The organism is Akkermansia sp. N21169 (assembly GCF_029854675.1).
In the GTDB taxonomy this organism is placed as follows: Bacteria; Verrucomicrobiota; Verrucomicrobiia; order Verrucomicrobiales; family Akkermansiaceae; genus Akkermansia.
The window spans coordinates 175,430-189,689 of the sequence record NZ_JARWNC010000040.1 but is presented as its reverse complement, the minus strand read 5'-3'; the positions used below and the strand labels follow the sequence as shown (position 1 = coordinate 189,689).

The window sequence follows — 14,260 nt, the reverse complement described above, 5'->3', positions numbered from 1 at the left end:
TATTAGCCATGATTTCGGAACTTTTCATCCACCGGCCTAAATTCGCTATCGTCATCGCCATTCTCATGGTGTTGGCCGGCGTCATCTGCGTATCGCGCATCCCCATTGCAGAATATCCGGAAATCGCCCCTCCGACCATCAACGTCCGCACCACATACGAAGGAGCCAGCGCCCAAACGGTTATGGAAACCGTGGGCATCCCGCTGGAACAGGAACTCAACGGGCTGGAAAACCTGCTCTACTTTTCGTCCACTTCAGACAACAGCGGCGGCTATTCCGTCAATATCACCTTCAAAAGCGGATCGGACTCGGACATCAACATGGTCAATGTCCAAAACGCTCTAAAACGCGTCGAACACAGCTTGCCGACAGAAGTCGTCAACCAGGGTATTACCATCAAAAAGCGTACCTCTGACATTCTCGGATTCTTCTCCTTCCGGGCAGATCCGAAAAAAATGAGCAACCTCCAGCTCAACAACTATGTCAAAACGCGCGTCAAAGACGTCATTGCCCGCATCGACGGCATCGCCAGTTCAGACATCATGGGAGCCAAGGATTACAGCATGCGCATCTGGCTGGACTCCGTCCGCATGTCCGCACTGAATATCACCCCTGGCGATGTTGCCGCCGCCATCCGCGAACAGAACATCCAAGCTGCAGCCGGTTCCATAGGAGACCAGTCCAACGACTCCTTCGTCCAATACAAAGTCAACGTCACAGGACGTCTAAAAACCGTCGAAGAATTCAGCAACATCATCGTACGTACCAACGATGACGGCGATATCGTTAAGATCAGGGACATCGCCCGCATCGAACTGGGCGCGGAAAGCTACACCGGCAGCTCCCGGGCCAACGGCAAGACATCCGTCAACATGGCCGTTTACCGCAATGACGACTCCAATGCCCTGGAGACGATGAAAACCGTCAAAAAAACGCTGGAAGAGCTTAAAGTATCCTTTCCCGACGGCGTCTCTTACGAGGTCAGTTACGACCCGACGGAATACATCATAGCGACCATGTACGAGATCATCGAAACACTCGTCATCGCTTTGCTTCTCGTCGTCGGCATCACCTACCTCTTCCTGCAAGACTGGCGTGCCACACTTATTCCCGCACTGGCTATTCCGGTCTCCCTTCTGGGCACTTTCGTAATCCTCCTGCCGCTGGGTTTCAGCATCAACGTACTGACCATGTTCGGGCTAATCCTCGTCATCGGTTCTCTCGTGGATGACGGCATCATCGTCGTAGAAAACACGATCCGTCTCATGGATACGGAAGGGCTCTCCCCGTTGGAAGCTACTAAAAAGAGTATGCATCAAATCACGGGAGCAATCATTGCCACAACCCTGGTTACTGTCGCTATTTACATCCCGATCGCGTTCATCGGCGGCATGGTCGGCAATATCTACCTGCAGTTTTCCGTGACTATGTGCGTGGCGCTCTGCCTGTCTGCCGTCAATGCACTGACACTCAGTCCGGCCCTTTGCGTCATGCTCTTGAAGAAGAGGAAAAAGCAAAGAAGATTCAATATCTTCCGCCCCTTCAATGCTACTCTGGAGTTCTCCCGCCGTTCCTATCTGAAAATCTCCGGCGTATTCGTCCGTCGCGCCTGGTTGACTCTGTTGGCCCTGGCTGCCGTCCTTTTTGCCGACTGGAAGTTATTCGAAATCCTTCCCTCGTCCTTTCTGCCTCAGGAAGACAAAGGCACGCTCTTCGTCGACATCCAGCTTCCTCCGGGGGCCGCTCTGTCCCGTACGGAAGAGGCCCGCACCCAGGCGGAAGTCATGCTGATGGCAATGCCGGGTGTCCGCCAAGTCTCTTCCGTTACCGGGTTCAGCTTCACTGGAGGCAGCGGTGAAAACGTCGGCATGTGCATTGTCCAACTCCAGCCTTGGAACAAACGCACAACCCCGGATCTTCAAATTGACGCCCTTCTCGGCAAGGCCCAAGGCATGCTGGCCACAATTCCCTCGGCAAACATCAAAGTCTTCAGCCCGCCCGCCATCATGGGTCTCGGTGTCACAGGCGGCATTTCCTTCATGCTGCAGGCAGCCGGCGATGAAACACCCAAGCAGCTGGAACAGCACATGAACGACATGCTGGATCAAATCCGGAAGATTCCCGGCGTCGTCACGGCTTTCTCGTCCTATGAAGCCAATACACCGCAACTCTTCATGCACCTGGACCGCCAGAAAGCCCAAACCATGCACGTGCCGGTCAATCGCATCTTTTCCACCCTTCAGGGCAAACTGGCCTCCCTGTACGTCAATGACTTCAACATGGACGGCTATGCCTTTAAGGTAAAGATCCAGTCCGACACCAAGGAACGCGTCGGCATCAGGGATATCATGAGTACCTACATTCAGAACAATGAAGGCGAAATGGTACCCCTCAGCTCCGTAGCCACACTTTCCTACATCACCGGACCTCGACAAATCACCCGTTACAACCAGCTCATGTGCGCCAATATCCAGTGCATCATCAAAGCCGGTTCCAGCAGCGGCGAAATCATGAAGCAGATCGAAAGCCTGAAGCTTCCGGCCAATTACTCCATTGCCTGGACAGACATGAGCTACCAGGAACGCGAAAATGACGGACAGATTCTCTTCCTGATGATGCTTGCCTTCATCTTCGGCTACCTGTTCCTTGTGGCGCAGTATGAAAGTTGGACAACGCCCATGTCGGTGATCGTCTCCGTTTCCGTCGCCATCATGGGAGCGCTGGCCGGCCTGCTCATCTGCGGTTCATCACTGAGTATCTACGCCCAGTTGGGCTTGGTCATGCTCGTGGGGCTGGCAAGTAAAAACGCCATTCTGATGGTCGAATTCTCCAAAGAAGACCATGAACGAGGAGCCACGATCCAGCAGGCTGCTCTGAACGGGGCAAGCCAGCGTTTCCGCGCCGTCTTAATGACAGCCATTTCGTTTATCATCGGTGTATTCCCGATGGTTATCGCCACAGGAGCCGGTGCCGCAAGCCGCCAGGCCATCGGCATCACAACCTTCTATGGCATGATCTGCGCCACTTGCGTCGGCATCCTCCTCATTCCGGGCCTCTATTCCATGTTCCAGCGCATGCGGGAATTTACGCGCAACAAGGTTAAAAGGTCCGGTAGAATACACCCTCAAAAAAATCAGGAAAAACTTCCGGACGAAACTGCGACCGACCCGTCTGTCCAGTAAAAATCCACCCTTTTATCCCCCCCCTGTAACCGGTCCCCTCGCACAAACGCGGACGAGGGGGCCGGCTGTAGTTTTTTTGTCCTTTTCCCTTCGTACTGACTGCCTTCTTGCTTGCATTGAACCCGCTCTTCCCCTAGCCTTTCTCTGATATGTCAGACGAGTCCAACGAGCCTATTCATACGTCCGTAAACACAACAGCACAACAGGAATACGGAGCAGCGCAGATTGACAAGCTGGAAGGGCTTGAAGCCGTTCGAAAACGTCCCGGGATGTACATCGGCGACCCCGATCTCAGGGGGCTTCACCACTGTGTCTTTGAAGTTCTGGACAACTCCATCGACGAACACCTTGCCGGTTACTGTTCAAAAATCGAAATCATCATCCATGTAGACGGTTCTCTGTCCGTAGCCGACAACGGCCGTGGCATCCCCGTCGACATCCATCCCAAATTTGGAATCCCGGCGGTAGAGCTGGTACTGACCAACCTGCACGCGGGCGGTAAATTCGGGCAGGGAGCCTACAAATACTCCGGCGGCCTGCACGGTGTAGGGGCTAAATGCGTCAACGCTCTGGCCGACTGGTTCAAAGCTGAAGTCCGCCGCGACGGCAAACGCTACATGATCAAGTTCGAACGCGGTCGTACAACGGAACCGCTCAAGGTCATCGGCACGGCGCCTGCCGGCGTCACCGGTACGACGATTACATTCTTCCCCGATGCTACGATCTTCACGGACTCCATTGAGTTCAAGTTCGAAATGCTTACAACGCGCCTCCGCGAACTCGCCTTCCTCAACCCCGGACTCATCATCGAACTCCGGGACGAACGCCAGACGCCGGAACGCAAGGAACAATTCTACTACAAAGACGGCATCGTCGAATTCGTACGTCAACTCGGCGAAAACAAAGAACTCATCACTGAACAACCCATCGCCATCTCCGGCGTCCGTGAGGTGGAAGTCGAATACGATGGCAAGAAAATGAACGACGATGTACTCGTCGACGTCGTTTTCCAGTACAACAACACTTACGTCGATCAAATCCTCTGCTTTGCCAACTCCATTTACAATGGAGATGGCGGCACGCACCTGTCCGGCTTCCGAAGCGCCCTGACACGCGTCATCAACACCTATGCCAAAGCCAACGGCCTCCTAAAAGACAAAGACCCCTCGCTCAGCGGCGATGACGTGCGGGAAGGCCTTGTCGCCGTCATATCGGTCAAGATGCCCAACCCGCGCTTCAGTTCGCAAACCAAGGACAAACTCGTCAATACGGAAATCGAAGGAGTCGTCAGTAACGTCGTGTACGAAGAAATCAAAACGTTCTTCGAAGAAAACCCCGCCATCGCACGCAAGATCATCGATAAAAGCATCAATGCCGCCCGTGCCCGCGAAGCCGCACGCAAGGCCCGGGAAACCGTCCGCAAGAGTGCTTTAACAGTCGGTGGACTCCCCGGCAAACTGGCCGACTGCTCCGACCGAGACCCGAAGAAATGCGAACTCTTCATCGTCGAAGGTGACTCCGCAGGCGGCTCCGCCAAACTGGGACGAGACCGTCGTACACAAGCAATTCTTCCATTGCGAGGCAAAGTGCTCAACGTAGAAAAGGCCCGGCTGGACAAGGCCCTGTCCAACAAGGAAATCCAGAACATGATCACGGCCATCGGCGCTGGTATCGGAGAAGGTGACGACGAAGGTTCCTTCAATCTGGAAAAGGTGCGTTACCACAAGATCATCATCATGACCGATGCCGACGTCGACGGCGCCCACATCCGGACCCTCCTGCTAACCTTCTTCTGCCGCCACATGCCGCAACTCGTCAAGGCTGGGCTCCTCTACATCGCTCAAGCTCCGCTCTACCGCGTTATCCGCAAGAAAAAAGAAGAATACGTCCAGGACGAAATCGCCCTGAACCGCAAGCTCATCGAGTTGGCCGTCAATGACGTCACCCTCAGGATGGCCGACGGTTCCCGCACTTTCACGCCCGATGAGCATTTCTCCATCCTCGAAACTCTCATCAACCTGCAGCGTTACGCGGAATCCGTCCAAATGCAGGGAGGATCCTTCGAAGACCTCATCAAACACCGGGAAATCAATGGAGACTTCCCGGAATACCTCGTCAAAATCCGCTGTGGAAACGACGAATCCATTCAGTACTTCCACAACACGGAAGCGCTCGTTGCTTTCTCCGATGCCAACCGGGACCTATGCATCTTCGGAGAACCAACCGAGGAAGAGCTTCTCGCCAATCCTCTCCCGGAACGAGAAGGTCCCAGCCGCCGGGCCTTGACACACGAACTCCACGAAGCCAAAGCCATCACCCGCACGCTTGCACGCCTGGAAGAACTGGGTATCCCTGCCAACATGCTGATGTCCGAAGACAACCCGATCTTCGAACTCATAGAAGGCGAGGGAGAAAAACAGAAAATCCAGCCGCTCTTCTCCGTTATGGATATCCTCCAGAGCGTCATCAACATCGGCAAGAGAGGCGTTGAAATCACACGATTCAAAGGTCTCGGCGAAATGGACGCCAAAGACCTTTTCAAAACGACGATGGATCCGGAAAAACGCGAACTTCTCCGCGTCATCCTGAACGAAGACAACGCTGTCCAAGCCGACGAAATGTTCACCATTCTCATGGGAGATGTCGTCGAACCCCGTAAGAACTACATCGTGGATCACGCTCTCAACGTGCGCAACCTGGACATCTGATTCCCACCACATCACCTACCCCTTTTTGATCAATGGACACCAATCGCATCAAACCCGTGGATGTAGCCAGCGAGCTTTCCACCTCGTTCCTGGACTACTCCATGTCCGTCATCATTTCCCGCGCTCTACCGGACGTTCGTGACGGGCTGAAACCTTCCCAGCGGCGTATCCTTTACGCTATGAAGGAACTCAACCTTGCACCCGGTGGAAAAACGCGTAAATGCTCCAAAATCGTCGGTGACACCATGGGTAGTTACCATCCCCACGGCGACGCGGCTATTTACGGAACACTCGTCAACATGGCCCAGAACTGGTCCATGCGAGACATCCTCGTCATCGGACAGGGCAACTTCGGAACACCCGATGGAGACCCCGCCGCCGCATCCCGATACACGGAAGCCAAACTCTCCGGCATGGGAATGGCCATGATGGCCGACCTCGACAAAGATACTGTCGACTTCATGCCCAACTACGACGGAACGACAACCGAACCGACAGTCTTCCCATCCGCCTTCCCGAACCTTCTCGTCAACGGAGGCACCGGTATCGCCGTCGGCATGGCCACCAATATGGCTCCCCACAACCTGGGAGAAGTCGTCGACGGCATTTGCGCGACGATCGACAATCCCCACATCAGCGTCGAAGAACTCCGACAGCACATCAAAGGGCCTGATTTCCCGACCGGAGGGGATTTGCTCGGCTTCTCCGGCATCGACAGCTACTTCCGCACGGGTCGCGGCTCCGTCCGTATTCGCGGCAAAATCGATATTGAGCAATCCGACACCGGCAAAGACCTTCTGATTATCCGGGAAGTCCCTTACGGAGTCAACCGAGCTGTCCTTCAGGAACGTATCGCCGAACTCTGCAAGGAGAAAATACTTACCGATATCTCCGGACTCCGCGACCTTTCCGATGAGCAGACCTGCATCGAAATCGAACTAAAACGCGATGCCCGTCCCCAAGTCGTCGTCAACCAGCTCTACAAGCTCACCTCCATGGAGACATCCTTCTCCGTGAACATGCTGGCTATTCACGACAACCGGCCAAAGACGCTCACGATGCTTGATGCCATCAACTTCTACATCGAGCACCGGCGCGAAGTCATCGTCCGCCGTACGCGCCACCTCCTCAACGAGGCAGAAAAAGATGCCGAACGCCTGGAAGCATTCCTCCTCGCCCTCGGCCACATGGATGACTTCATCCATATCATCCGCGACTCCAAAAACCGCGATGAAGCCCGCCAGCGCCTGCAGGCCTATACATTCCCCATTGCAACGGCAGAAGGTCTCGGTATCCTGATCCGTTCCCAGCCTTCCGTTCAAAACGGCCTCTATGTCTTCACCGAACGCCAGGTCAACGCCATCCTCGACTTGCGCCTCTACCAACTCACCGCACTGGAATCGGACAAGATCAACAACGACTATTCCGAACTCATGGTCCTCATCAAGGACTACCTCGATATCCTGGCCAACGAATCCCGCGTACTCGGCATCGTCAAAGACGAACTTCAGGCTATCAAGACCAAGTATGCCACTCCGCGCGTGACGCGCATCATTCCTTTCGAAGGAGACATGGCTATCGAGGATTTGATCCCGAACGACTCGATGATCGTCACCATCACCCACAGCGGCTATATCAAGCGGACCAACTCCGCTGAATACCGCGTCCAGGCCCGCGGCGGCAAAGGCATCAAAGCCGCTACGACCAAAGCCGCCAAAAAAGATCAGGAAGCCGACTTCATCGAGCACCTGTTCGCTGCACAGAACCACGACTACATCATGTTCTTCACCAACACCGGCCGCGTTTATGTGGACCGCGTGTATGAAATCGATGAAGCCGCACGTAGCGCCCAGGGACGTAACATCAAGAACCTGCTCGACCTCCAACCGGAAGAAAATATCGCTGCCATCCTCCGCCTTGAACGCCAAGTAGACGAAAACGGCAACGATACCACTTTCGGCGAAGAAAGCGGCTTCGTCGTCTTCGCCACTAAAGACGGTACTGTCAAGAAGACCAGTCTCAATGACTTCCGCAACTATCGCAAAGCCGGCATCATCGCCATCAACCTGGAAGAAGGCAACAGCCTCGTCAATGCCGTCCTCACATCCGGCAACAACGAAATTGTCCTCGTCACGCACGACGGCATGAGCATCCGCTTCAATGAAAGCGACCTGCGCGACCAAGGACGCAATACCATCGGCGTTCGCGGCATCCGTCCCCGTCCCGGCGATTATGTCGTTGCCCTCGCCATCGTGGACGAATCGGCAACCCTCCTCGTCGCCTCGGAAAACGGCTTGGGCAAACGCACCGGTTTCGACGCCTACCGCCTCCAAAGCCGCGGCGGTACCGGAGTCAAGACCATGAACTGCACGGACAAAACCGGCAAGGTTGTTTCCGCCACAGTCGTTTCAGAAACAGACGAACTCATGCTGATGACTACTGCCGGACAATCCGTCCGCATCAAGGTAGAAACCATCCGCGAAACAGGCCGCGTCGCCCAAGGAGTCAAACTCATGACCCTCAAAGACGGCGAAACCATTCAGGACATTTCCATCGTCATTCCCGACGATGATGATGAAACATCCGAAGGAACGGATGAAGAAAACGTCTCGGAAAACAGTGAAACACCCGAATCCGGAGACGCCGCTACTCCGGAAGAATAAAAGAAACATTCTTTCAACACTTATGTGCAACAAACGGACCGGCAAGCCAATTTGCCGGTCCGTTCAGCTTCCCCCTTTTCCCCATGGACAACTTTCCCGAAGAATGGCTCCAACAGAGCAAAAACAAACTCGAACGTCACGGATTCCGCGTCTTTATCGCCGATCATACCATGGAAGCCCGGCAAATTCTGGAACGCCTTGTAACGGAATTCGCACCGGCCAGCGCCAGTTACGGAGACTCCATGACCTTGAGAAATACGGGTATTCTCGAATATCTGGCTCAACAGTCATCAATCCTCTTCTATGACGGTTTCCAACCGGATATGCCGCGCGAGCAACGCTGGGAAATTCGCCGCCAGGGGATGACCGCCGATCTTTTCCTGACGGGAATCAATGCCGTCTGCGCCGATGGTTCTTTGTACTGGGTCGACATGGTCGGCAACCGGATCGCTCCGATCGCATTCGGACCCAGGCACGTCATCCTCGTCGCAGGAATCAATAAAATAACACCGACGCCGGAAGAAGCCCGGAAACGCCTCCAGCAAATCGCTCCCCTCAATGCCAAACGCCACCCCGGTTTCAAGACTCCATGCATGGTCACGGGCACCTGCCACGATTGTAATTCCCCCGACCGCCTCTGCAATGCCTATCTGACGATGGCTCGCAGTTATCCCAAACACCGGATATCAGTTATTCTTATCCGGGAAGAAGCAGGATTATAATAACGTTTCGGCAGCGACTTTACCGAACATAAACAAGCCTCCCGGAGTAATTATTTTCCGAGAGGCTTGTTTTGCGTTAATGACGTTCAATCACTTGTCGTAAAATTCGATCTTATAGTCTTTGAACTTACCCGGCTCTTTAGAGATCACCTTCTCGTATTTTTCCTGAGTAATGTTCATTTCGAATCCTTCAGTGGAAATGCGCACCATCGCCCGTCCGGCAGCAATCGCGTCAAGTTCTTCTTCATTCAGTTCCTTCTTTAAATCATCGTTGTTCATGGCTTTTAATAAGTTTGATATGAATAATAATCGGTTAATTCGTTCAACACCTTCATGACGATTTGGAGTCGGAAAAGGTTACAACAAAAACATTTTTTCACGTTACCTTCGTTCGTCGTTCAACACTGGTGTCTCTCTGAACATGTACTCTCGAGTTCCCGTCAATTTCACCATGGAACCTCGCACCATATTGTGGTGTAACTGTAAAATAGTTTTCAACTACTATTTGAATCTACAAGAAACTGCCTCGCGGACGATTGAAAAATCCAAACGAGACCGATCTCTTTTTCGTCACCGTCATCCACGAGTAAGGATTTATCATTGGATGACGGGAATCAGCCGTCGGATTCTTCCGCTATACACTCGCCAAAACGCGAGCCAACCCTTATGCTTCCCGCACGATGACGATGCCCTCCCACGTGGAAATAATGGCCCCTGCCGGGTCGTTCGAATCCCTTGCCGCCGCTTTGAATGCCGGAGCCGACTCGGTTTACTTCGGCATCGGTTCCCTGAACATGCGTTCCCGAGCCACCGTCAACTTCACGGTGGAAGATCTGCCGGCGATCGTATCCCAATGCCGGGAACATGAAGCCAAAGCCTATCTGACGCTCAATATCATCGTCTATGATGAAGAACTCGAAGAAGTGCGACAACTCTGTAACGCGGCCCGCGATGCCGGAATCGACGCAGTCATCGCCTCCGACATGGCCGTCATCGAATATGCCCACTCGATTGGCCTACCCGTCCATATCTCCGTCCAGGCCAACGTCTGCAATATGGCTGCCGTCCGCTTCTTCTCCCGATATGCGGAAGTTGTCGTCCTTGCCCGGGAACTCACACTCTCCCAAATTCGCCATATCATTGATGGCATCTCCCGTGAACAAATTTGCGGGCCGGAAGGAAAGCTCCTTCGTGTGGAAATTTTTGCCCACGGAGCACTCTGCGTCGCCATCTCCGGAAAATGCTACATGAGTCTCGCGACCTATAACTCATCTGCCCAGCGCGGAGCCTGCTTCCAAAACTGCCGCCGCGCCTACCGGGTCATCGATGAAGAAACCGGGAATGAGATGGTCATCGACAACAAATACGTCATGTCTCCCAAAGACATTTGCACTGTCGGCGTTCTGGATCAGTTACTCGATGCCGGAGTCTCCGTCTTCAAGCTGGAAGGCCGGGGCAGATCGTCGGACTATGTCCGCACCGTCACATCCGTGTACAAGGAAGCCGCCCAAGCCTGCCGGAACGGAACCTACTCTCCCAATCTTGTCGAAATTTGGCTGGAACGCCTCCGCCGCGTCTTCAACCGCGGATTTTGGCAGGGAGGCTACTACCTCGGCAAACCCTGGGGAGAATGGAGCGGCACATCCGTCAACCGGGCCTCCGTTCACAAAGTACATATCGGCAAAGTCACCAACTACTTCCGCAAAAGCGGCATTGCAGAAATATTCCTTGAAGCCGCTCCCCTCTCAACAGGACAGGACATCCTCATTACAGGTCCCACTACAGGAGCCATCGAACTTACCCCCGTTTCTCTCAAAGTCGAGCTGAATCCGGGCTGTCTTACAGAAGTCCCGCTGGCGGAAAAAGGGAGAACCATTTACATCCTCTCCCCGGACAAAGTCCGCCGCAACGACAAAGTCTATTATCTCCGACCGCGCACGCTGGAAGACTAGGCAGCAAGAGAACATATTTTTTGTTGCATTTCATGTGCTTATTTGCGAATTTGTGTGAATATCATTCGTTGTGCCGTCATGATCCACTTCCTCAAAATTGTCCCGCTGGTACACCCAGGCGTACTGTTTGCGGCATGCTTCCTTTCATCGTGCACATCTCATGACTTTGATCAAATACCGAGGACAGGATTCATCTCCCACTACGCGCCAAGCGATAAAGCACGCATGAGTTTCGACTCCTACTGGGATATCAGCGACAACAAGGACTGGGACGAACGGATCACGGGGCAACACGGAAAATCACAACCTATTTACGTGATGCCGGTTACCACGCATTTTCTCCTCAATTATCCGACAGATCCGGAAAAAGCGGAAGATGTCGAGGAACTTTGCCTCTACTTCGACCATCAACTCCGTGAAAAGCTAGCCATTCTGGACCGTCAGGACAACACCTTCCACCTCGTCGACCATCCTACCCGGGATGCTTACCGGGTACAGATCGCCCTCCTTTCCATTACTCCTACCAATGTAACGGCCAATGCAGCCGGGCTCATCGCGGGACACTATCTTAAAGGAAGCGGAGCCGTCCTATCCCAGGTTGTCCCGGGCGGTTCCATCTCCATGGGAGCTAAATTCTTTTCACCCGCCAATAAACTCGTTGCTGAAGTAGCCGACTACGAAAAGGACGAATCATCCGTCATTTCCTACGTCCTCGTAGACACCAAAGACTTCCAGTACTATGCCCACCATCGCCGCCACATTCGAATCTGGTGCGACCAATTCTGTGAAATCTTCACAACTCCCCACGAACACAAAATCAGACGTCCTTGGTTCAGTCTCAACCCTCTGTAGTCAGTAACGCACCAAAAAGTTTTTATTCTACTTTTAAAATCAGCTCATACTTTTTCTTCCCTGTCCGGAGATAGTCCTCCTGAAGGACAAACTCCGGAAGCCATGCATAACTTTTTGTATCACCACACACAGCCTCGACCAGAAAGCTAAACCAATAGGAATAAGGGAACAAATCCACCGGCTGTTTAGGAGGAGTTCCGGGAGCTCCGGGAGCCGGATGATAGAGTTCGTACAAATTCATGATCTCTACCATTCCATTCGGGGCCGTCTGGAATGTTCGGAAGGCATCCGGGTATACATCCCTCCTGTTGTGTGCACCTCCCGCCCGCGTGCCGTAAAACCTAACGCTGGCCCCAGGCACAAGCTGTCCGTGTTTCATCACTTTGATCACGAGTTTTTCCGGAAAAATCTTCTTCGGCAGTTCCCGGTCCAATTGTTTTTGCCTGGCAGTATAGTTGAACAGGGCGGAACAATAGTCACTCCATACCCGGAAACCAGTCCCCATATTGCAGGGAGGCGGATTCAAGTCTTTATGGCTGACAGGGTTGTCTTCCGCCAGTATTTTATATTGATAGAGATCGGTCGCTCCGCGCATATGTCCATACTCATGTCCCAAATCACTGTATGTACCCTGCTGAGGTGGTTCCTTCGAGAAAATATCCCCATTTTTTGCCTGTTCCTCCAATGTCCGGTAGCACATCACGACACACTGCCCGCTTTCACCACCACCTCCGCAAGATGTTCCGCTGGCAACTGCATCCAAGGCGAAAAAAACGACATAATCATACATTCCCGTATCTAGCTTGCCAAAAGCTTGTTTCTTGAAAAAATCAATTCTGTTCCGATCCCCCTGAGTATCATACATACGCAGACCGGCCGGTACAAAACGAAAATAATAATGGAACCGGTTCGGGCTCTCATTAAAAAATTCCGTCGTTTGCGCAAACATTCGATTCAGTTTTTTCCGGAAAATTGTTTCCCCTCCGTATCGTTCCACACTCCCTTTGTCAACCCAGACCAAGGCCCTGTACTCGATCACTTCCTGTTCTTTGCCCAAAGAAAGAGGAAACGAGTCACTGCCTTTGGAACTCAAAGGCCAAAAGACCATCATCGCAAGAACGAGAGACCACAATAATTTTGCGGGAAACGTAGTCATCACTATTGTTACGCTCTCTATGGTTCATTTCTATCCGAAAACAAGTCGTCAGCGGACTACACTTCCGGCAAGAATCCTAACCTAGCGCCGGGCCAATTCACTGGAATAGGCAAGTCCCAGAGAAGCGCCATGTTCCCTTATCCATGCACGCAGACTGGTTGTCCCTGAGGCAGGAGCCGAGGAAGCCAGACGGTTCTCCGTCAATCCGCGTATTTCATCTCGCGTCAGCATCACGTCACCGTGCAAAAAACCAAGCAGGGTTGTCGCCGCATGTACCAGGGGAACCGCCCAGTACGGAGTCCCTATAACCGGGCGGGAAGCTCCTATGGCATGTCCCAATTCCTCAAACAAACCGCGGAAGGTCAAGGAATCCGGACCGACAGCATCAATCACCAAGTTCTCCGTATCGTTTCGCCCGGCTTCGCGGACAGCCAATTGAGCCAAATCCCGGACATGGATCGGGCGTACCTCATAGTCGCCCTTCCCAAACACAAGTACAAGAGGAAAATGTCGCAAGACCCACGCCATATTATTCAGCAGAATATCCTCTCCCTCCTGCTCTCCAAACAGGACAGCCGGACGTAAAATACTGAACGGGACCCCCAGGGAAGCCAACTCTTCTTCCAGCTGCGCCTTGCCGCGGAAATAGGACAGACCACTCTGAGGGTCGGGGTTCGTAATACTCACATGCACAATTCTTTTCACATCCGCCTCCCGTGCCGCATGAAAGAGGATCTTCGTATGCGCCACGGCTTGCTCATGGGAAAACTTTCTATGATTGAAACGTACCCAGTAGGTATTGAGCAAGACATCGCACCCTTGTAACGACGCAGCCAGCCTCGCCGGGTCATCCCACGACAAAGGAGCCAACCGGATGTTTCCGGGATTGGAACGGTATCTGGAATTCGTCAACCCCAGCACGCGATATCCTCGTTCCCGGGCTTCTCCGGCCATATAACGGCCGCTATACCCCAGAACACCTGTAATTGCTAATGCTTTCGCCTTCATTTCTCTTATTTCTGTAA

9 protein-coding genes are annotated in these 14,260 nt (G+C 53.2%); 6 read left to right on the top strand and 3 right to left on the bottom strand.

Going from position 1 to position 14,260, the window contains the following annotated elements; genetic code table 11:
* Positions 1–8: 8 nt before the first annotated feature.
* The 4 genes from QET40_RS09965 (at position 9) to QET40_RS09950 (ending at position 9,275) form a co-directional block, all read left to right on the top strand.
* Entirely contained in the window at positions 9–3,182 is a 3,174-nt protein-coding gene (locus tag QET40_RS09965; protein ID WP_280127017.1) for an efflux RND transporter permease subunit, read from the top strand.
* Positions 3,183–3,331: 149 nt separating this feature from the next.
* A complete protein-coding gene (gene gyrB, locus QET40_RS09960) occupies positions 3,332–5,890 on the top strand; it encodes a DNA topoisomerase (ATP-hydrolyzing) subunit B (RefSeq protein ID WP_280127016.1) in 2,559 nt (852 codons plus the stop codon).
* Positions 5,891–5,922: 32 nt separating this feature from the next.
* Positions 5,923–8,553 (top strand): DNA gyrase subunit A, encoded by a 2,631-nt coding sequence (gyrA, locus tag QET40_RS09955; protein WP_280127015.1) that lies wholly within the window; start codon positions 5,923–5,925, stop codon positions 8,551–8,553.
* Positions 8,554–8,636: 83 nt separating this feature from the next.
* Positions 8,637–9,275 carry a lactate utilization protein gene (locus QET40_RS09950; RefSeq protein WP_280127014.1) on the top strand — a complete coding sequence of 213 codons (639 nt, stop codon included), beginning with the start codon at positions 8,637–8,639 and terminating at the stop codon, positions 9,273–9,275.
* Between the two features lie 90 nt (positions 9,276–9,365).
* On the opposite strand, the gene QET40_RS09945 is transcribed toward QET40_RS09950, so the two are convergent.
* A complete protein-coding gene (locus QET40_RS09945; RefSeq protein ID WP_280127013.1) occupies positions 9,366–9,554 on the bottom strand; it encodes a hypothetical protein in 189 nt (62 codons plus the stop codon).
* 428 nt (positions 9,555–9,982) lie between these two features.
* Here QET40_RS09945 and QET40_RS09940 point away from each other — a divergent pair, with 428 nt between their 5' ends.
* Complete coding sequence (locus QET40_RS09940; RefSeq protein WP_280127164.1) at positions 9,983–11,227, top strand: peptidase U32 family protein; 1,245 nt, start codon at positions 9,983–9,985, stop codon at positions 11,225–11,227.
* Positions 11,228–11,452: 225 nt separating this feature from the next.
* The gene (locus QET40_RS09935) at positions 11,453–12,079 is read left to right on the top strand and encodes a DUF3313 family protein (protein WP_280127012.1); all 627 of its coding nucleotides are present in this window, start codon (positions 11,453–11,455) and stop codon (positions 12,077–12,079) included.
* Positions 12,080–12,101: 22 nt separating this feature from the next.
* On the opposite strand, the gene QET40_RS09930 is transcribed toward QET40_RS09935, so the two are convergent.
* Complete coding sequence (locus QET40_RS09930; protein ID WP_280127011.1) at positions 12,102–12,944, bottom strand: hypothetical protein; 843 nt, start codon at positions 12,942–12,944, stop codon at positions 12,102–12,104.
* A gap of 372 nt (positions 12,945–13,316) precedes the next feature.
* A complete protein-coding gene (locus QET40_RS09925; protein ID WP_280127010.1) occupies positions 13,317–14,243 on the bottom strand; it encodes an NAD-dependent epimerase/dehydratase family protein in 927 nt (308 codons plus the stop codon).
* Between the last annotated feature and the right edge of the window lie 17 nt (positions 14,244–14,260).